At 45.4% G+C, this 19,776-nt stretch carries 14 protein-coding genes; 3 read left to right on the forward strand and 11 right to left on the reverse strand.

Translation table 11 applies throughout. The features are described 5' to 3' along the window. Nucleotides 1-5 precede the first annotated feature (5 nt). The 5 genes from DN53_RS13610 to DN53_RS13630 all read right to left on the reverse strand — a co-directional run bounded on the left by DN53_RS13610 (nucleotide 6) and on the right by DN53_RS13630 (nucleotide 4,339). Complete coding sequence (locus DN53_RS13610) at nucleotides 6-1,181, reverse strand: efflux RND transporter periplasmic adaptor subunit (RefSeq protein ID WP_129655026.1); 1,176 nt, start codon at nucleotides 1,179-1,181, stop codon at nucleotides 6-8. A 23-nt stretch (nucleotides 1,182-1,204) separates the two neighbouring features. Continuing rightward, nucleotides 1,205-2,536, reverse strand: a complete 1,332-nt coding sequence (locus DN53_RS13615; protein ID WP_129655028.1) for a TolC family protein — start codon at nucleotides 2,534-2,536, stop codon at nucleotides 1,205-1,207. Further along, nucleotides 2,537-3,142, reverse strand: a complete 606-nt coding sequence (locus DN53_RS13620; RefSeq protein ID WP_116217626.1) for a TetR/AcrR family transcriptional regulator — start codon at nucleotides 3,140-3,142, stop codon at nucleotides 2,537-2,539. Nucleotides 3,143-3,362: 220 nt separating this feature from the next. Then, on the reverse strand, nucleotides 3,363-3,791 hold the full coding sequence (locus tag DN53_RS13625) for a hypothetical protein (RefSeq protein ID WP_129655030.1): 429 nt from the start codon (nucleotides 3,789-3,791) through the stop codon (nucleotides 3,363-3,365). 2 nt (nucleotides 3,792-3,793) lie between these two features. After that, on the reverse strand, nucleotides 3,794-4,339 hold the full coding sequence (locus DN53_RS13630; protein ID WP_129655032.1) for an RNA polymerase sigma factor: 546 nt from the start codon (nucleotides 4,337-4,339) through the stop codon (nucleotides 3,794-3,796). A gap of 178 nt (nucleotides 4,340-4,517) precedes the next feature. Between DN53_RS13630 and DN53_RS13635 the strand changes: the two genes are divergently transcribed. Beyond that, nucleotides 4,518-5,501, forward strand: a complete 984-nt coding sequence (locus tag DN53_RS13635) for a polyprenyl synthetase family protein (protein ID WP_129655034.1) — start codon at nucleotides 4,518-4,520, stop codon at nucleotides 5,499-5,501. On the opposite strand, the gene DN53_RS13640 is transcribed toward DN53_RS13635, so the two are convergent. Together DN53_RS13640 and DN53_RS13645 are read right to left on the reverse strand one after the other, a co-directional pair. Then, nucleotides 5,498-6,640 (reverse strand): lycopene cyclase family protein, encoded by a 1,143-nt coding sequence (locus DN53_RS13640; protein WP_129655036.1) that lies wholly within the window; start codon nucleotides 6,638-6,640, stop codon nucleotides 5,498-5,500. The two genes, DN53_RS13635 and DN53_RS13640, sit on opposite strands and share 4 nt — an antisense overlap. Nucleotides 6,641-6,728: 88 nt before the next feature. Then, nucleotides 6,729-8,999, reverse strand: a complete 2,271-nt coding sequence (locus tag DN53_RS13645) for a TonB-dependent receptor (protein ID WP_129655038.1) — start codon at nucleotides 8,997-8,999, stop codon at nucleotides 6,729-6,731. Between the two features lie 78 nt (nucleotides 9,000-9,077). Here DN53_RS13645 and DN53_RS13650 point away from each other — a divergent pair, with 78 nt between their 5' ends. Together DN53_RS13650 and DN53_RS13655 are read left to right on the forward strand one after the other, a co-directional pair. Further along, a complete protein-coding gene (locus DN53_RS13650; RefSeq protein ID WP_129655040.1) occupies nucleotides 9,078-9,734 on the forward strand; it encodes a metal-dependent transcriptional regulator in 657 nt (218 codons plus the stop codon). Beyond that, a complete protein-coding gene (locus DN53_RS13655) occupies nucleotides 9,734-10,555 on the forward strand; it encodes a ZIP family metal transporter (RefSeq protein ID WP_129655041.1) in 822 nt (273 codons plus the stop codon). Before DN53_RS13650 ends, DN53_RS13655 begins: the two co-directional genes overlap by 1 nt. Before the next feature lie 2 nt (nucleotides 10,556-10,557). Here the strand turns inward: DN53_RS13655 and DN53_RS13660 are convergent, their stop codons facing one another. The 4 genes from DN53_RS13660 to DN53_RS13675 all read right to left on the reverse strand — a co-directional run bounded on the left by DN53_RS13660 (nucleotide 10,558) and on the right by DN53_RS13675 (nucleotide 19,632). Continuing rightward, nucleotides 10,558-11,691 (reverse strand): efflux RND transporter periplasmic adaptor subunit, encoded by a 1,134-nt coding sequence (locus DN53_RS13660; protein ID WP_129655043.1) that lies wholly within the window; start codon nucleotides 11,689-11,691, stop codon nucleotides 10,558-10,560. 4 nt (nucleotides 11,692-11,695) lie between these two features. Continuing rightward, nucleotides 11,696-16,033: a CusA/CzcA family heavy metal efflux RND transporter gene (locus DN53_RS13665; RefSeq protein ID WP_129655045.1), complete on the reverse strand. Its 4,338-nt coding sequence runs from the start codon at nucleotides 16,031-16,033 to the stop codon at nucleotides 11,696-11,698. A 77-nt stretch (nucleotides 16,034-16,110) separates the two neighbouring features. Beyond that, nucleotides 16,111-16,509, reverse strand: coding sequence for a hypothetical protein (locus DN53_RS13670; protein WP_129655047.1), 399 nt, complete (start codon nucleotides 16,507-16,509; stop codon nucleotides 16,111-16,113). 93 nt (nucleotides 16,510-16,602) lie between these two features. Then, nucleotides 16,603-19,632, reverse strand: a complete 3,030-nt coding sequence (locus tag DN53_RS13675; RefSeq protein ID WP_242502146.1) for a VPS10 domain-containing protein — start codon at nucleotides 19,630-19,632, stop codon at nucleotides 16,603-16,605. Between the last annotated feature and the right edge of the window lie 144 nt (nucleotides 19,633-19,776).

Genomic DNA, 19,776 nt, shown 5'->3' on the forward strand with positions numbered 1-19,776 from the left:
GCTGGCTATATGTTGTTCTTGATTTTTACTTTTTGCCCTTCTTTTACGCTACGGGCCCCTTCATCAATGATACCATCACCACTATTGATACCGGAAAGTACCTCTACATAATCCCCTTGGGTCTTGCCGGTTTCAATGACCACTTTTTTGGCAACAGGGTCAGATGATATGGAATCGGCATCCACCAAGAACACATATTGTTCCCCATTGGCGTTTTCGGATACAATGCTTTGTGGGATAAGAATGGCATTCTCATTGGTGTAATCGTTGATCATCACTTTGGCGGTCAAGTTGGGCTTCACCTTCCCATCATGGCTCGGTACAGGGATTTCAGCAGTGAAAGACCTGTTGCTGGGGTTGATGAAGTTTCCGGTCTGACGAATTTTGGTGATGACGCTATCTCCCAATACGGGGAAATATACGCGAACATCCTTTCCTGGCGTAACGTTGGGCAGGTGACTTTCGGGCACCTCCACCTTGATGTACATGTTGGAAAGGTTCACGATTCGGAACACCTCTGAACCTGGTCCGGGACTTACCACGGTACCCTGATCTTTGATCACATCGTCAATGATACCGGCAAAAGGCGCGCGAATAGTGGATTTGCCCACTTGGCTTTCCAATTGCTTTACGGCACTTTGTTGTGCTTCGTAAGTGGTTTTGGCCTGTAGATATTGGATTTCGGAACCAATGTTCTGCTCCCAAAGTCTTTTCTGGCGTTCAAAAGTGGTCCTGCTGAGCTCAGCTTGGGTCTTTGCCTGGGCCAATTGGCTGGAAAGTCCACCATCGTCAATGGAGGCCAACACTTGGCCTTTGGCCACTTTTTGTCCTTCCTTGACATAGACTCTATACAGTGTCCCGGCCATTTCAGGATAGATCAGGACATTCTGCTTGGTGGTCACATCGCCTTGTAGTTCCAAGTAGTGGTCAAATTTCTCCGGTTTCACATCTATGGTGGTCACCAAGGGCAGTTTGGCGTTGTCGTCCAATTGTGCAATGGCCGAATCCAAGGTCTTCAACTCCATTTCCAAAGCTTTGTGCTGCTGGGAAATTTCCGTATGCTTGGCTCTGATCGCTTCTAGATTGTTGGTCTCAATGACACTCTCCACAGAGTTTTTGCCACTACTCCCACAAGAAGCCAAAGTTGCTGCTGTAAGTGCTATATATATTGCTTTTTTCATGATGGTACGGTTTTCTCTTTTCTTTATTGATTAAAAATGGTTTCCAGTTCGGTTTTCTTGTTGATCACGTCCACCATGGACTGCAAGTATTCCTGTTGACTGGTATAGAGTTGGGTCTGTGCCTGCCTTAGCTCAAAGCTGGTGGCCAAACCTTCGGAATATTTTATTTGGTTTTTGTTTTCAATGCGTTCGGCCAGTTCCAAGTTTTGCTTGGAGGTACCATATTCTTCAATGGCAAGGATGTAATTGCTTTTGGCATTTTCCAATTGAAGCCAGATTTGTTCCTCGGCCTCGGTCAATTGGGTCTTGGCCTTCTCCAAGGCAATTTTGGCCCGTTGTGTAGAGGCACTTCTTCCCAAAGAACTGAAAATGGGAATGTTGAGATCAACACCCAGAATGGATGATTCAAACCATTGTTGCCCGCTGCTTAAAAAATTGAATCGATCGCTAAATGAATTTCCCCCGTAGCTCACAAAAGCATTTAGTGTGGGCAACGCCCTGCTCTTGGCCAATTTCAGCTCAAAGTAACGTTGTTCGTTGAGGTTTGTGGCCAGTTTGTAATCCACGTTGTTCTCTATGTTGAATTCGGAGTCCAATAGGCCCAAGTCAATTTGTTGCTGGGTAAGATCATCCAGGTTCTCGGTCAAGACGGTTTGGGTCTCAATGGGCAATCCCAAGACTAGGTTCAACATCTGGAGTGTGATGACCTCCAGACGCTTCGCGTTTTTCAACTGATTGTCTACCGAAGAAAGGGTAATCTGCAATTGATCTACACTTTCCTCATCGCCCAGACCGTTTTCGTACACCCGTTTGGTCTCGTACAGGTTTTTCTCCAAGGTAGCTTTGTTGTTTTCGGAGATGAGGACACTTTCCTTGGCCAAAAGCACATTGCCATAAGCTTCCACCACGGCCTTTCTTACGTCCAAATCTGTTTTCTCCTTGTTGTTTTGACTATAGTCCAAAAAGGTTTTCGTGGCCTGTACACCTACAATATAAGATCCATCAAAAATCTGTTGTTTTAATGTGGCCGATGCCGACATGGATTGGGGTTGGCCAAAGACCACTTCCTGATAAGTACCCGGTTCACCGCCAAAAAACTCGGCAGGAATCTGGGATACAGGTTGTATCAATTGGTTTTGATAACTAACGGCCCCTGAAATCTGGGGAAGACCGCTGGCAATCGTCTCCCATTTCTGTTTTTGGGCATCGTCCAGGTCCCTAGTGGCGTTCAATGAACTATAATTATGTTCCAAGGCATATTGGATGGCGCCCTCCAGATTGAATCTGGGAATGGTATCCTGTGCTGACGAAAGCCATGGCAGCAATAATAGTAAAGTGATTAAGGTTGTTCGCATTTATTCTTGGTTTGAATTGATGATTGAGTTTAATATTTTTCGTCCTTTTGGGGTGACGATGCCCCTTAAATGGTATTCCAGATATTGGTCCAAGACATCAGGCTTGGAAAAAATCTGGGAAGGAAACAGGTTTTCATCCTTTAAGCTCATGACCCCTGAAAAATAGATTCTGGATACAAATTCCACATTGAGGTTGCTCCTGTAGATTTCCATTTCCATTCCCCGTTTTACATTCTCCAGTACACAGCCGTGCATGGACTCGTATTGCTTTTCCTTTAGGGACCCATGTATCTTGGGGTAATATTTTTGCAGTTGGTACAAGGGAGACGTTTTCTCGTTCTTTAAATTCACCATGACAAACTTTTTGATCTCATAGAGTTCTTCAATGGGGTTCTTTTGCAGACAAACAATGTTATCTATGCCACAGGTTATAAAGTCGCACATGGTCATTGTGGTCTCTTCCACCAGTTCGCTTTTGTTCCTGAAATGGGAGTAAATGGTCTTTTTGGATATCCCCATCTCATTGGCCAAATCGTCCATGGTCACACTCTTAAACCCCAGGTTTATGAAAAGTTCCGTCGCCTTCTGTATAATCTTTTCCCTCATAATGGGGGCAAAAGTAATCATGGAAACTTTAAAAACAAAAAAAGTTTCCAAGGTTTTACGTTTTTTTAACGAGTGCTTAATGGCTGATCTTTAGTGGGACCAACCTACTATGTGTTGACGAAATAGGGAGTCTCTTTTGGACTGGGTTGGGGATTTAGATCGTAAAGTCCAGAAAAAGGATTTGTACTGACGTTTGTAACGCTCTTGGATAAAGTTCTTTTTACTCGGTATCATGATTTTCGTTTTTGATTCGTTCCACGTAGGCTTTAAAGGCGGTTTCTCCTTCCTCTTTCCAGAATTGGTCATAGTGTTTCCATTCATCAAAATCGCGTCTGAGCGAACCACATCTTTTTTTGGAGAAGCCATGTTTTTTCTTGTGATGGGATTTTTTGCCTCCTTTGTCATCACCAAAGCCAAAACCAAAAATGAGTTTGGCCAAGACAAAGATGCCCAGGGCTTGCCAGTAGGTTACGGTGGGCAGTCCAAAGATGTCCGGCATCAACCAGTTCCATAACCACATCAACACATAATTGGCCAATAGGAGAAAAAGGATGCCCAAAATGACCATTGCAATCACTTTCAATACTTTTTTCACATAGTACTCCACTTTACTTTCCACTGCTTTTTCAATATTTTCTTTATGTTCCATGACTATATACTTTTAGATTCTTTACTATTTTCCAAATTGTTCAATAATACGGACATGGCTCGGTGTCTTCGGGACATGAGCGTCCCGGTTGGGATGCCGGTCCTTTCCGCAATTTCTTTATAGGTGAAACCTTCAAAGTCAATGGCGATGATGATATCCCGGTAAGCGGGTTTCAACGCTGCTACGGCTTTTTTCAACTCCTCTTCCAATGCAGGGGAATAGGAATTGTCCGCATCGCCATAAAAAGCTTCTGCAAAATCTTGCCACTGCCTGTCAATTTCCTCCGCAGGGTATTTATGCTCTTTTCTTCCCCGCATAATATCAATGATCCTATTGCGAATGGCACTGTACACAAACCCCCCAATATTGTTTATGGGGTTAAGGTCATCGGCCCGCGAATAAATCCGAAGCGCCACATCCTGGACAATGTCCTCCGCATCCCGTTCCGATGTATTTCGGATTTTGGACTGCACATACATTCGCAATGAGTGGTATTCCTCATTGAAAAAAGTGGTCAGGTTGTTGCGGTTCTCTGTTTTGCCGGCCATTTAAAAAAACGGATTGCTTGCTTTATCTGTAAGGACGAAGCTTTTCAAATCTATTGCATTTTTCGGGCGATTTTTTTGATGAATGGAGCAATTGCTTGTTTTTCAATGGGGATAACCACTAAAGTATTCCGCCACCTGACCCGTTGTTTTTTGTTTTTTTGCACGTATTTTTGGCTCCATGTCAGATATCGATATCATTAGTCAGTATAGGGAGCAGTTTGTTACGCATCTTAAGGCAAGAACCCAAATGACCGAACCCAGGAACCTGTACGAACCTGTGCACTATATTTTAGGTTTGGGGGGTAAACGGTTGCGACCTATACTTACCCTAATGACCGCCGAGGTTTTTGGGGGGAAGGCAAAGGATGCCATGGATGCGGCTTTGGCCATAGAAATGTTCCATAATTTTTCCTTGGTCCATGATGATATTATGGATGATGCCCCATTGCGAAGAGGAAAAACAACCGTGCATGAAAAATGGGATTTGAATACCGGGATTCTTTCCGGGGATGCCATGTTGATCCTGGCCTACCAGTTTTTTGAAGGGTATCCGCCCGAGACCTTTAAAAAACTCACGACGCTTTTTAGTAATACGGCCATTGAAGTTTGTGAAGGACAACAATACGATGTGGATTTTGAGACCCGCGATGATGTCACCATTCCGGAGTACCTTAAAATGATTGAGTATAAAACCTCGGTTTTGGTGGCTGCTGCTATGCAGATGGGGGCCATCATTGCCCACGCATCTGAAAAGGATGCCGAGGCCATGTATGAATTTGGACGCAATCTGGGGATTGCCTTTCAGCTTCAAGACGATTATCTGGATGCTTTTGGAGACCCTAAGACCTTTGGGAAACAGGTGGGGGGCGATATCATGGAGAACAAAAAGACCTTTCTGTACTTGAAATCACTTGAAAAGTCCACTAAGGAAGACCAGGAAAGTCTCATGCACCTCTATTCCATTAAACCTAAAGACGCTGCGGCAAAAGTCGAGGCTGTGAAAAGTATTTTTAAGGACAGTGGTGCCGTGGAAGCGACCCAAACTGAAATCGAGGCCTATACACAGAAGGCTTTTGAGGTTTTGGAACAATTGACGATTCCTGAAACCAACAAAGAACTGCTGCGAAAATTTGGGGAGAACCTAATGAAGCGAACCGTCTAAAAAATTCTTCGGAACAAAGCCTTTAGAAATGGCAGGGGTTTTGGGGCTGTCACAATCTGTAGTTCTTCGCCAAGATGGGTATCATTACCCAGAAACTTTAAGATCAGGGATGCTTTTCGCTTGGCAAACAGCGATTCAAATATGGATTGTCCCAAATGATTTTCATGATGGAGAATGTCCAAGAGGAGCGAATCATAGAATTCAAACCGACTTTTTTTGTGGAACTTGCCCAAGGGTTTTTCCTGTTTTAAGTGGGTAACCAAAGCCTTGATTTGTTGGCTCGTATTGTAAAATGTAAACCCGGTGCTGGGCTTTGCCCACCCTCCTGCAATACCGATGTGGAATACCACATTGGAATTATGCTTGTGAAACGGATAGCACGTCATGGGGATGCTTCCGAATTCTGTTTCTGTGATGGTATAATCAGTGCTGTTGTATTTTTCTTGAAGATAATTTTTGAGCGCTTCTTCGTAGTCGGTTTTCTCCAAAAGGTGTTCGGAGAAAAGGGTGTACTCCACCAAGGCTTCGGTGGTTGAGGTAGGAAGCACATACATAAAACGGGTATTGCCCTTTTGTGGAACGGAAAAATCCATGAATGTGGCTTCATCTGGCTTGAAAACAGGTGCTTTGGTCGTAATGAACCATCCCAAAAAGTGTTGTTGTAAAACCGGGAATTTAGTTTGTTGCGAAACGGAATCCCAATCCACGATACTGGAAAAAACTATTTTACCCGAAAAAGAGCGTTTCTTCGTATGGACCAAGGCTCCTTCTTGATTTTCCTGAATATGGTTGACCTCGTCCTGAATCCATGTAATACGGGGGCAACGTTTTATTTCAGGGACGTATTTGGAGTAGAAATCCAACCCTCGAAGCATTTTGTAGGTGTACGGAGCTATGGGCGTGGAAAGGCGAAGTTTCTTTCCCGCTACATGGATGGTGTCCCAAGTTTTGCAGACCAAATCGTCAAAATCGCCTGGCCCTTTTTCCCAAAAACACCAAGTACGATCGTTTTTTTTCTTGGAATCCTTGTCCAATACCAATATGGATTTTGAAGCAAAGAATGCATCCTTCCCAAGGGTATGGGCCAATAAAATTCCGGCAGCTCCCGCTCCTATGATGATGTAGTCGTATTGGGACATAGTTCCAAAAATACGGAAAGGAAGACAGTCGTATGAAAGGATTTTATTTTCTAACTATTGAAAATGGTTTTTAGCGGGGAGTCATCTTTTAAAAAACCGTATATCTGACCCCAAAGAACCCACGAATCCCCTGATTTGGGGCATACACGTAGCTTGGGTCAAAAGTTAGGGCATAGGGGTTGCCTGGAGTGGCCATGGCATTGCCATTGGTGTCAAAGGTCACGTTTTTGTCAAAAGGATCGTTGGTGCGGGCAATGATGAATGGATTGCCCTTGTTCGGGGTCCAGTCCAGTAGATTTTTGATGCCGCCGTACACCTCAAAATTGTTCCACCCCTTATACGTAAATTGAATGTTCTGGATGCTCCAAGTAGGGGAATATTCCTGTCTGGGGTCCAAATCACCCAAAAGGGGCAATCGCATGGGACCGTAAAGGTTTCCGGTATAGTCCACACTTAGATTCAACATTCTAAAAGTATACGAAAGGTTCCAGGTTCCTGTAATACTTTCGGTAAGGATCTGTTGTTGGGTAATGCCATTTTCGGTATTGCTTACGTCCTGCCAAGTGGCTCCCAACAAAAATTTAATGCCATTGGGAAACACTACGTCCAAATTGGCACTGATTCCTTTGGAAACCGATTTTCCATCCAGATTATCATAAATGATTTGATTGGGGTTGGAGTCATAATCAGGTAGAATGATGTTCGAAAAATGCGTGTAAAACGCCGAGGCATCAATACCCACAAAAGTGCCATTGTCACTGTAGATTTTTTTCAAATAGTTCAGGTTGACATTTACGGAGCGCTCGGGTTTCAGTTCCTCGGTAATGATCACTTCCCGTGCCCCGGTCAGTGCGGCATGGTCTTCAGTAAAAAGGTTCACCACCCGGAACCCGGTTCCTGCATTGATACGAAAAATGTCATTGTCAGAAATTTTCCATTTGTAGGCCGCACGGGGTGTGAAAATATTGCCGTGGCGCTGGTCGTAATCGTATCGTAGCCCTGCCAAGAAGGAGTGCTTTGGAACAAGTTTTATCTCATCTTGTGCAAAAACACTTGGAATCCAGATGTTGTCCGCATTGACAGTTGCCGGAGTGTTGTCGTCATAATAGTTGTATCGGACCGCACTCCCGAACAAAAGATCATGGTTGCCGGCAGATTTATCCCAAGTAAGTTGTGCAAAACCGATGCGTTGATCGGCCAAATATTGGGTATCCCCATAAACGGAATTCTGGCTATGGTCATTATACGATAACGAGAGCAACATCTTCTCTTGGATGGGCAATTGATATTTGCCTAAAATCTCCCATCGGCGGGTATAGATACTTTCACCATAAATTTCATCGCCTCCTCTAAATTCTGGGGTCCACTGCATTTCCCCTCCCCATCGGTCTTCGTAAAAAAACCGACCGGCCACGGAAAGGATTCTTGAATCATCCCGCTCAAAATCCCATTTTTGAAAGATGGAAATCCTATCCTGAAGGGTAAGGTCGGTAAAGTTGTCGCCATTGTTGTCTATGGGGACATCATAATTAAAATAGTTGACCCCAAGGAGCATATTGGCTTTTTTGCCCACCTCAATTTTACTGCCTACATCCAGATTGTATTCGCCCCACCCAGTTACAAACCCATCGGCAAAAAATTCGGGGGCCGTGATGGCATTTTTGGTGATGATGTTGATCAGTCCCCCTACCGCCTCGCTGCCATAAAGGGAAGAGGCAGGACCCTTCACAATTTCTATTTGGTCGATTAAGGAGTTCGGGATGCCGGTCAGTCCGTAAACGGTTCCCAAACCGCTCACAATGGGCATGCCGTCAATCAAAACCAAAGTGTACGGACCTTCCAATCCATTGATATGGATGTCACCCGTATTGCAAACATTGCAGTTGATTTGTGGACGGACCCCGTTGACATTTTGTAGTGCATCAAAAATACTGGGTGTCGGGTTTTTTTTCAAGAAAGTGGGGGTGTAGACTTCCACCGGAACCGGGCTTTCCAGCCGACTTACGGGTTTTAGGGTGCCGGTGACCACGGTTTCATCCAAGGCCTGTGCCGAAGCTTCCAAAATAATATTTACGGTTTTGGATTCACCTTCTTTTACGGTAAGGGTGGTTTGATATGGGATATAACCCATGGATGTGGCCAAAAGCACGTAGTCGCCAGATGCTATATTGGAAAGTTGATACTGCCCGTCCACATTGGTTGAGCCACCTATTTGGGTTCCTTTTAGTAAGATGTTCACAAAGGGTAGGGGTTCGCCATTTTCGGTAACCTTTCCGGAAATGGAAGCTTCCTGGGAAAATAAATTAACAAAGCATCCCAAAAAAGCGATGAAGACGATATAGTCAGCAGTATTTTTCAACTAGTAAAAAATTAAATTTAGACAAAACTAAAAATAGGTTTTGATAAATAAAAATGTATTTTTGAAAAAATATTTTTCATGACCCGTTCTGAAGAGAACTATCTCAAGATCATCTTCCATCTGGGAGGGAGCAATTCCACCCCCATTACCACCAATGCCATTGCCGAACAGATGGAGACCAAACCCTCATCGGTCACCGACATGGCCAAGAAATTGGCGGAAAAGGGATTGGTGAACTACAAAAGGTACCAAGGGGTGTCCTTGACAGATCAGGGCACAAAAACGGCACTTTCCATCATTAGAAAACATCGGTTGTGGGAAGTTTTTTTAGTAAAGAAATTGGATTTTTCTTGGGATGAGGTCCATGAAGTGGCCGAGCAGTTGGAGCACATCAAAAGTGAAAAACTAATAGATAAAATCGACGAACTGTTGGAGTTTCCAAAGTTTGACCCCCATGGTGATCCCATTCCCAGCAAGGATGGCAAATTCATGGAGCGGGACAAACAACTTCTGAGCGAAGTGGCCATCGGCGGCAAAGGGGTATGCGTGGGAGTGAAGGATTCTTCGGCGCCCTTCTTAAAGTTTTTGGACAAAAATAAAATCGCTTTGGGCCATACCATCCAAGTTTTGGAGAAGGAAGATTTTGATCAATCCTTACACATAGCCATGGAAGGCAGGGAGCTGCGCATTTCACATCAGATCGCATCCAATCTTTATGTTAAAAAGAACGAATAATGGAACAAGTAATTACCTATTTTGAAACCATTGACCCCATTTTGGCGGCTTTGTACGCCACATTGTTCACTTGGGGACTGACCGCCTTGGGAGCAGGCTTGGTTTTCTTTTTTAAAAATGCGAACCGAGCTGTATTGGACGGGATGCTTGGATTTACCGGAGGGGTAATGGTTGCAGCCAGTTTTTGGAGTTTGTTGGCGCCGGGTATTGAAATGAGCCAAGGCGAAGGTTTTGTAAAGGTGATTCCCGCTGCCGTTGGTTTTTTGCTTGGGGCCGGGTTCATTTTTGGTTTGGATAAGATCTTGCCTCACCTACATATCAATTTTAAAATGAGCGAGGCCGAAGGGGTAAAAACCCCATGGCACAGAACTACCTTGCTCACCTTGGCCATAACCTTGCACAATATTCCTGAGGGCCTTGCTGTAGGCGTACTTTTTGGCGGAGTGGCCGCTGGAGTTGATGGCGCTACCATCGGAGGGGCAGTAGCCTTGGCATTGGGGATCGGGTTACAGAATTTCCCTGAAGGTTTTGCAGTGGCCATGCCCTTGCGTAGACATGGTCTAAGCCGACGAAAAAGTTGGATGTACGGACAGGCGTCTGCCATAGTGGAGCCCATTGCAGGGGTTTTGGGAGCTTGGGCCGTTTTGACCTTTGAGCCTATTTTACCCTATGCACTTTCCTTTGCCGCCGGGGCGATGATCTTTGTGGTGGTTGAGGAGGTTATCCCAGAAACCCAACAGGATAAATACACCGATATCGCCACAATGGGCTTTATCGGCGGATTTATCATCATGATGACTTTGGATGTTGGGTTGGGTTAAAACTAGTTCCCAAACAGGTCATAGACCCCCTTCACCAAAAATTGGTCGTTATCATTGAGCTTTTCTTGGGAAGTTATCTCCACATGGCCTGCATAGCTATCGCCTAAGGTTACCCCAACACGTTCAAATTGAAGGTCACCCCCTTCTTTGGATATCAACTTTAGGAGATAGGAAGAACCTTCCACGTTAAAAACAGCTTCTTCAGGCAGTCCCCAAGCTTTGGTGGTATCGGTCATGATCTTGGCATCAACGAACATCCCGGGAAGGAAACCACCATCCTCTTTTTCCAAATGCCCATGGACTTTAATGGTTCGTTGGGCATCCTCAATGGAAGTCCCTACCAAATATACCTCGGCCCCAAAGGTTTCCTCGGAAGCCTCAGGAATCTTAAATTGGATTTCCTGTCCCTTTTTTATTTTCAAAATGTCCTTTTCAAAAACGGTCAGCTCCAGATGTACGTGCTCATTGTCCACAATTTCCAGGATTTCCATGGAAGGGGAAACGTAACTTCCTGTTGATACGTGCATTTTGGTGATGCTCCCATCAATGGGGGAATAAATGACCGCTTCCGGGGTGATGATGCGCTGTTCCACATCTTTTGGGGAAATATTGAGCATCTGCAACTGCTTTCTAAGTCCTTCAGACTTGGCCAGAAAGGTTTCATAATTGCTCTTGGCCTCCAGATAGTTCTTTTGCGAAGCGATTTTTTCCTCAAAAAGCGTCTTGTTCCTATCGTATTCGGCCTTTAAAAAATCAAGTTGGTTGAATACCTCAAGATACTCCTGTTGCATTTTCACGAACTCCTGACTTTCCAAAGTGATCAACGGTTGCCCCTTTTTTACCCGGTCACCCACCAGCAATGGGGTTTTTTTCACAAAACCGCCCATAAGTGCAGTGATTATGGCCTTGTTCTTGGGCGGGACATCAATCATTCCCGAGGTTTCCACCATATTGGGAAAGGTCTGTTTCTGCATGTTTCCCAAGGCAAACCCACTACTGTTGAACTGCTCTTGGGTCACAATTACGGTGGAAGTTTCGGTTGACTCTTCGTTGGAAGTCTCAGTGCTTTTTTGATTGCCGCATCCTGCAATCAGCAGGGCTAAAAATGAGGCATAAATGAAGCTTATATTTTTCATGGTCTTATAATGTTATGGTCAAATAATTAATGGCGAGTACGGTTGTATTGTATTGGTTGAGGACATCCAAATGGTTCAATTGGATCTCGTAGGCATTTTCAAGGCTTTGGATGTACTGGAAGAAATCGATTTCCCCGTTCTGAAAATTTCCCATGGCAGCTTTGATGATCTGTTCCGAAAGTTGCTGCCCTTCATTTTCATAATACACCAGTTCCTTGGATTGTTGTTCCAATTGATTCAAAAGGCCTTGATAGGTCTGATTGGCGGCAATGGTCACCTGTTGGTTTTCCAATTCCGTAATCTGTGCATTGATCTTGGAAGATTTCAACCTGCTGCTATGCCCAAAGAAAAGAATGGGGATTTTTAGACCCAATTGGATTCCATAGAGCGATGTTCCCAGCCCATTGTTGGTACCTTGGAAATACTCCAAGCTAAGATCGGGGAGCAACCGGTTTCCCTCCAATTGTTTTTCCGCATTGCTCCTGTTTTGAAGGGATTCCAAAAAGTTGGTTTCCATTTCCCTTAATCCCACGGGGTTGACCATGGTCAACTTTTGGGGTTTCTCCAACTTGATGTCCAATGTATCAGTACTCTGAACCAAACTCACAATCTCCGTATAGGTGGTTGCCAATTCCTGTTGGATTTTGGAATAGGTGTTGGTGATCTGACGAAGTTTGGCTTGGGCCGTTACCTTTTCCAAATAATTGGTCTCACCCAATTCAAAACGCCTGTTGGCCGCGTGGGAAAACTGGGAGTAGATACTGTCCAAGGTTTTGTACAACAGTGCTTTTTGGTGCAAGGTTTGATACTTGTAATACACGGTACTCAACGATTTGAACAGTTCCTTTTTTCGGATTTCAAGCGCCGATTTCTGAACTTCGTACTGGGCATTTTGGAGTTTGTTTTTGGCTCCATACACGGTCGGAAACTCAAATTGTTGCTGTACTCCAAATACCTTTAAGGGTTCATTGTTCAGGGCCAGGTTGTTTTCATCATATTGATAATACACCTCGGTCTTGTCAAACTGGAACGCCGTTCCCTTCAGGGCATCTGCCCTGTCTACCTGAAGCGCATTGGCCTGGATGCCTTTATTGTTTTCCAAGGAAAGTGCCATGAGGTCTTCCAAGCCCAATTGCTCTTGTGAAAATCCAAGAAATGGCAAGGAAAAGGCTATCAGCAATATGGTGTTTTTGGACATTTTTTTTCTTTTTCTGGTTTTTCCAAAATGAACATTATGTGAATAAGCATAGAGTACAGGGAGTACCACCAAAGTCAACAGGGTCGCCGTAACCAATCCTCCAATGACCACAGTGGCCAAGGGGCGTTGCACTTCGGCCCCGGCATTGGTGGAAACTGCCATGGGCAAGAAGCCTAGCGCTGCAGCGGATGCCGTCAACAGTACAGCCCGCAATCGGTCTTTGGTGCCTTGCTTGATCAAATCCTTCATGGAGTCGAAATGTGAACCCTTGAGCTCTTTAAAATGTTCTATGAGCACAATTCCATTGAGCACCGCAATACCAAAAAGAGCAATAAAGCCAACCCCGGCCGAGATGCTGAACGGCATGTCCCTTAACCATAGAAGCAAAACCCCACCTACTGCGGAAAGGGGAATGGCAGTGAACACCAATAAGGCTTCCTTTACCGATTTAAAGGCAAAGTAGAGCATGATAAAAATGAGCAATAGGGCAATGGGTACGGCAATCAACAATCGGGCCTTGGCATTTTGTAGGTTTTCAAATTGCCCCCCATAGGTGATGGTATAGCCTGCAGGAAGTTTCAGGTGGGCATTTACCAATTCCTGCACATCGTCCACCACGGATTGGAGGTCGCGATTCCGAACATTGATGCCCACCACGATACGTCTTCGGGTATCATCCCTTGAGATTTTTGCAGCTCCTTTTTGATAGGTGATTTCCGCCAATTCACTGAGGGGGATCTTTCCTCCCGAAGGGATGTCAACATACAAATTCCTTAGGTTGGAAATGTCTTTTCGGTTTTCAGAATTCAATCGGACTGCAAGGTCAAACTGCCGCTCTCCTTCAAAAACACTTCCTACGACCTTGCCGGCAAATCCCATGGAGACCATTTCATTAAGATCGGCAATATTGAGGCCATGTCGGGCCACTTTGGCGCGGTCATAGGTAACGTTCATTTGTGGAAGGCCTTCCACTTTTTCCACCGTGATGTCCGAGGCTCCCTCCACATTTTCGATGAGCTGCCGTACCTCGTTGGCCTTTTCAGCGAGAATCTCGAGGTCTTCCCCAAAAATTTTGATGGCGATGTCTGCCCTGACCCCGGTGATGAGCTCATTGAAACGCATTTCTATAGGTTGGGTGAACTCCACCTCAATGCCTGGTAGAACTGAAAGGGCCTCTTTGAACTTATCGGCCAATTCGTCCTTGGACTCGGCAGAGACCCATTCCGATTTGGGTTTTAAAACAATGATGACATCACTTTCTTCCATGGACATGGGGTCCGTAGGTACTTCGGCGGCCCCAATCCGGCTCACCACTTGCTTTACCTCTGGAAAATTCTCCAGAAGGATTTGCTCCATCTTGGTGGTGGTCTCCACGGTCTTCGCCAACGATGTTCCGGTCTTGAGCACGGGTTGGATCACAAAGTCGCCTTCGTCCAAGGTGGGGACAAATTCTCCTCCCATGTTGGAAAATAAAATCACGGCACCAATGAGCAAGGCTGTCGCGATGGACAATACCAGTTTTTTACTTTCCATGGCCCAATGGATGATCGGCTCATATTTTTTGTTGATCCAAAGTATCAAGCGGGCCGAAATTCCTTTTTCAGAATTTTTATTGGGCTTTAGAAATAGGGCCGATGCAACCGGCACATAGGTAAAACACAAGATAATGGCACCAAGAAGGGCAAAACTGAAGGTCATGGCCATGGGTTTGAACATTTTTCCTTCAACCCCGCTCAAAGACAGTATGGGAATAAAGACAATTAAAATGATGAGCTGCCCAAAAACAGCAGAATTCATCATTTTGGAGGCACCCTTTAGGGTGATATCGTCTTTAACCGCCTGACTTTGTTCCCTATCAAGCGAGTTGAGCTCGGCTTGTTTGGTCGTAATTTGAAAGGCAATGTACTCCACGATAATAACGGCCCCATCTATAATGATTCCAAAATCTATCGCTCCCAAACTCAACAGGTTGGCATCGACGCCAAAAACATACATTAAAGTAAGGGCAAAGAGCAGACACAAAGGGATTACGGAGGCCACCACCAACCCTGAACGCCAGTTGCCCAAGAGGAGTACCACCACAAAAATGACGATCAAACAACCCAATACCAAGTTTTCGGTCACGGTAAATGTGGTACGTCCAATGAGTTCGCTACGATCCAAAAAAGGATTGATATAGACCCCTTCGGGCAGTGACTTTGAAATTTCGGCAACCCTTTCCTTTACGGCGTCAATGACCTTTTTGGAGTTGGCATCCTTGAGCATCATGATCTGGCCCATGACTTTTTCCCCTTCGCCGTTGCCCGTAATGGCCCCAAAACGGGGAGCGCTTCCAAAGCCTACTTGGGCGATGTCCCGAACATAAATGGGAGTGCCGCTTCTTCGGGCTACCACAATATTTTCTATGTCCTGCAAATTTTCAACCAAGCCTTCCCCTCTAATAAAATAGGCTTGGTTCACCTTTTCGATATACCCACCACCGGAAACACTGTTGTTCATTTCCAAGGCAGTAAAGACTTCCTTGGCTGAAATGTTCAGGGCATTGAGCTTTTGGGTCTCAATGGCCACCTCATATTGTTTAAGGTAGCCTCCCCAGGTATTCACTTCCACCACGCCCGGTATACCGGAAAGTTGCCGTTTAACGACCCAATCCTGAATGGTTCGCAATTGGGTGGGCGTGTATTGGTCCTTGTAAGCGGTTTCCACATCCAAGGTGTATTGGTAGATTTCACCCAAACCTGTGGTAATGGGCCCCATTTCCGGGGTGCCAAAACCCTCCGGGATTCGTTTGGAGGCCGATATGATTTTTTCGGCAATCAATTGTCTGGGGAGATAGGTTCCCATATCATCCTCAAAAACAATGGTGACCACTGAGATTCCAAATTTTGAGATGGAACGGATTTCCTTGACCCCGGGAAGGTTGGCCATTTCCAGTTCAATGGGATAGGTTATGAACTGTTCCATATCCTGTGTGGAAAGGCTGGTTGAGGTGGTAATGACCTGAACTTGATTATTGGTGACGTCAGGCACGGCACCTATGGGAATCTTGGACAAAGAGAACAATCCAAGACCAATGATAAATAAAGTAAAGAGCAGAACAATGAATTTGTTCTTAATGCTAAAGTTTATGATGTTTGAAAACATGATCCATAGAAATAGATAGCGTTATAAATTCGATAAAGCTTCCGAAAAGTGTCCAGCATAGCTGGAGATACTATGAATTATGCGTGTTTTGGAGGCTGAAAAGGCCCATCACCCCAAATAATGGAGTAAGACATTTGGTAGTGGAAATTATCCGTAGTGGCCACAGGGACTTCCGAGCGGGATTCCAAAATGGGTTTGTGGTCTTCAACAAAAACCAAAAGTTGGGAACATTGCGTTTGATGCTGAAAAGGAAGTTTTTCATGCTCTTGCTGCTCCTCCTGATGCTGTTGACTGTGCTGGGTTTTCTCTGAACCGTAATGTTTGGATATAAAAACCAAGAAATTGTCGCCATACTCATCGCTGTGGAATTGATAGTGTTCCACAAGCTGATCCAACTCCACTAAATCATTGAAGTGGAGGTTGATGCTCTGCATAAAAATGAGCGAAGAAAGTGATATGGCAAATAGCTTCAACATAAAGCGCCCTAAAAATACGACTTTTTACAAGGTTGATATACTGCCAGTTGTTAATTTAGACTTAATCTCATTTTAAGTTCAAATCATTCCATTTTATGGTAATCTAACCGTGGATGTCCCATTTTTTTGCAATGTTGCATTTATTTTGGGCAACTGCTTTTCCAGCGCTCCTTGTAATCGGGCCATGTGTATGTCCAGCTCTTTGGTAAGTTCTTCATAAACCTGATAGGCCCCATCTGTGGGTTTTGCATCCCCGGTTTCAATGCTTCGCTGCAAGGCGTAGAATCGATTGTTCAGCTTTATGGGGAAATTCAAGGGGTCTTGTCCGGAACGGTTCTTTACTTGATAGAGGTCCTCTTCAATCTCCGTCAAGGTATCCAGAAATGCCTTGGATTGTTTCTGGAATGCTTTGCTGGAAATGGGTTTGCCCAGACTATCGAGCTGTTTTCGGATGTTTCTGATCTGTATAACGGCTTCATTGGCCATAGTGGCTTTTTGAGTGATTTTGGAGGCCAATTGAAACTGCTCTTGCAAATCTTCCGCTGTGATTCCTTTTAGGTTGGGGTCCATGGCAATTTTGAACGGAGCGGTCTGTACCACTTCCTCCCCAACTTTCATTCTAAGGGTGTAGTCTCCCAAAGGGGCTTTTGGACCTCTATCTGTAGGGGCGCCCCAAATAATGATACCATCAAAGGTGGTGGGGCCGGGATATCTGAGGTTCCAGGAAAAACTGTTCAGCCCTTTGGCGGTAGTGGGCTTTGTGCTGGCACTTCCGCCCCACCAAGAGGCACTTTTCTTCTCTTCGTATTTGGGTTGATTTCCCCCAAAGGAATCGATTAAGGTATTGTTGTTGTCCAAGATTTCAAAAGTGATGGTATCCACTTCTTCTTGCAGGTAATATTGGAACGTAGCATCATAAATGCCCCGAATGGCATCCGTGGGCTTAAAAAGTGCCTGTTTCTTGCCAATTAAATCATTGGAGTATTCGCGTAAAGGTTGTATATCGTCCAAAATCCAAAACCCTCTTCCATGGGAGCCCAAGACCACATCATTGTCCTTGATGACCAAATCCCGGATAGGGGTATCGGGCAAGTTCAGTTGAAGCGATTGCCATTGGGCCCCATCATTGATTGAAAAATACACTCCATGTTCCGTGGCCAAGAACAGCAAGCCTTCCTTTTGATGGTCCTCGCGAATGGCCCGTGCAAAATGTCCAGGCGCAATGCCATTGATGATTTTGGTCCATGTTTTTCCATAATCATGGGTTTTAAAAACATAGGGTTCACGGTCATCCACTTGATATCGGTTGGCCGCCACATAAAGGGTGCCCGGATTATGGATGGATTCATCAATGATGCTCACCCTTGAAAATTTGGGCAGTTCGGTGGGGGTGATATCCGTCCAGTTTTTTCCACCATCGCGGGTTATGTGGATTTTTCCATCGTCCGATCCCGCCCAAATGGTGTTGATGTCATGATGGGAAGGCGCCAAAGCAAATACGGTGGCGTAGATCTCCGGGCCATTCATGTCCATGGTAATGACCCCTCCCGTTTTGCCCAAGGTCTCTGGATCGGCATAGGTAAGGTCCGGGCTGATTTTTTCCCAGGTCTGTCCGTCATTGGTGGTTTTCCAAACATGTTGGGAGCAGGTGTACATAACGTTGGGGTCCTTGGGCGCGAACATAATGGGGAATGTCCATTGCCAACGCTCGGGAAGGGCACTGGCAGGTTCTCCGGAAAAGAACCTTGGATACACCTGAATATCCCTGGTCTGTCCATTGCTGCGGTCGTATCGGGTGAGCAGGGCCCCTTGGCTTCCTGCGTAAAAAACATCTGGATTTGTGGGACTTTGGGTAATCCACCCACTTTCGCCACCGCCTACGGCATAATACCATCCATGGTTGGCCCCCATTCTAGCTTGCATAAAATCCCATCCATCGCTGGGCATGGCCAAAGTGGTATTGTCCTGTTGCGCCCCTACCACATGATAGGGAACATCACTGGTGGCCATCACATGATAAAACTGGGAAGTGGGAAAATCCTGTTCGGTCCATGTTTTTCCGCCATTGATGCTGACATTGCCACCACCATCATTGGAACTGATCATTCGCTCCGGGTTGTTGGGGTCGATCCATAGATCATGGTTATCGCCATGGGGCACTTCAATTTCAACGTCGAATGTTTTTCCACCGTCCGTGGATTTAAAGAAATCCACATTCAAACCGTAGACGACATCCTTGTCCTTGGGGTCGGCATAAATTCGTGAATAATAAAAAGCCCTCTGTCTTAGCTTACGTTCGTTATTGGTGAGTTCCCAAGTCTTTCCAGCATCATCGGACCGAAAGACACCACCTTCGTTGGCCTCCACAACGGCCCAAACCCTATTGGAATCAACGGGTGAAACCGTCACCCCAATTTTACCGATAGGACCTTTGGGCATTCCTGGATTTTTGGTGAGGTCTGTCCAAGTTTCCCCGCCGTCGGTGGATTTCCACAATTTGCAATCCGGGCCTCCGCCCCACATTTTCCATGCTTTGCGGTATACTTGCCAAGTACTGGCGTATAGCGTGTTCGGGTTGTTTCTGTCTATGATCAAGTCGGCAGCTCCAGCCTTATCACTGACATACAGCACTTTTTTCCAAGTTTCCCCACCATCCGTGCTTTTGAACACCCCACGTTCCTCGTTGTCTCCATAAGGGTGGCCCAGTGCGGCCACATAAACAATATTCTCGTTGGTAGGGTGTACCCGTATCCTGGAAATGGCCTGGGTTTCCTCTAGTCCCAAATGGGACCATGTTTTTCCGCCATCCGTGGTTTTGTAGACGCCATCCCCTTGGGTGATGCTACCTCGGAGCTGGGTCTCTCCCATACCAATATAGACGACATCGGGATGGGTCTCCGAAACGGCCACAGCTCCAACGGAAGAGCTGGTCACTTGACCATCGGTAACGCAGGACCATGTGTTTCCACCATCAATGGTTTTCCATAAACCACCTCCCGTAGCGCCGAAATAATATTCGTTGGGCCGGGTAGGACTCCCAGCACAGCCAAGAGATCTTCCACCTCTATCGGGGCCAATGTTTCGCCATTTGAACCCACTGTAGAAGCTGGTGTCAACGGCCATGTTTTGTGCTTGAATAAAAAATGAGGGGATTAAAAGGGCAAAAAACAGCCCTATACGCAAGGAGGTTGGTTGCATTTTCATAGTGTCAGTTCTGGAGTTGATACATTAGTCGTATCCTAATGTACTGAATCTTTTTGAATCACT

Source organism: Flagellimonas olearia (genome assembly GCF_004150225.1).
In the GTDB taxonomy this organism is placed as follows: Bacteria; Bacteroidota; Bacteroidia; order Flavobacteriales; family Flavobacteriaceae; genus Flagellimonas; species Flagellimonas olearia.

Bases quoted from the DNA above. Each gene is read 5' to 3' on its own strand.
- DN53_RS13610 (WP_129655026.1), bottom strand. From the start codon at position 1,181: ATGAAAAAAGCAATATATATAGCACTTACAGCAGCAACTTTGGCTTCT.
- DN53_RS13615 (WP_129655028.1), bottom strand. From the start codon at position 2,536: ATGCGAACAACCTTAATCACTTTACTATTATTGCTGCCATGGCTTTCG.
- DN53_RS13620 (WP_116217626.1), bottom strand. From the start codon at position 3,142: ATGAGGGAAAAGATTATACAGAAGGCGACGGAACTTTTCATAAACCTG.
- DN53_RS13625 (WP_129655030.1), bottom strand. From the start codon at position 3,791: ATGGAACATAAAGAAAATATTGAAAAAGCAGTGGAAAGTAAAGTGGAG.
- DN53_RS13630 (WP_129655032.1), bottom strand. From the start codon at position 4,339: ATGGCCGGCAAAACAGAGAACCGCAACAACCTGACCACTTTTTTCAAT.
- DN53_RS13635 (WP_129655034.1), top strand. From the start codon at position 4,518: ATGTCAGATATCGATATCATTAGTCAGTATAGGGAGCAGTTTGTTACG.
- DN53_RS13640 (WP_129655036.1), bottom strand. From the start codon at position 6,640: ATGTCCCAATACGACTACATCATCATAGGAGCGGGAGCTGCCGGAATT.
- DN53_RS13650 (WP_129655040.1), top strand. From the start codon at position 9,078: ATGACCCGTTCTGAAGAGAACTATCTCAAGATCATCTTCCATCTGGGA.
- DN53_RS13655 (WP_129655041.1), top strand. From the start codon at position 9,734: ATGGAACAAGTAATTACCTATTTTGAAACCATTGACCCCATTTTGGCG.
- DN53_RS13660 (WP_129655043.1), bottom strand. From the start codon at position 11,691: ATGAAAAATATAAGCTTCATTTATGCCTCATTTTTAGCCCTGCTGATT.
- DN53_RS13665 (WP_129655045.1), bottom strand. From the start codon at position 16,033: ATGTTTTCAAACATCATAAACTTTAGCATTAAGAACAAATTCATTGTT.
- DN53_RS13670 (WP_129655047.1), bottom strand. From the start codon at position 16,509: ATGTTGAAGCTATTTGCCATATCACTTTCTTCGCTCATTTTTATGCAG.
- DN53_RS13675 (WP_242502146.1), bottom strand. From the start codon at position 19,632: ATGGCCGTTGACACCAGCTTCTACAGTGGGTTCAAATGGCGAAACATT.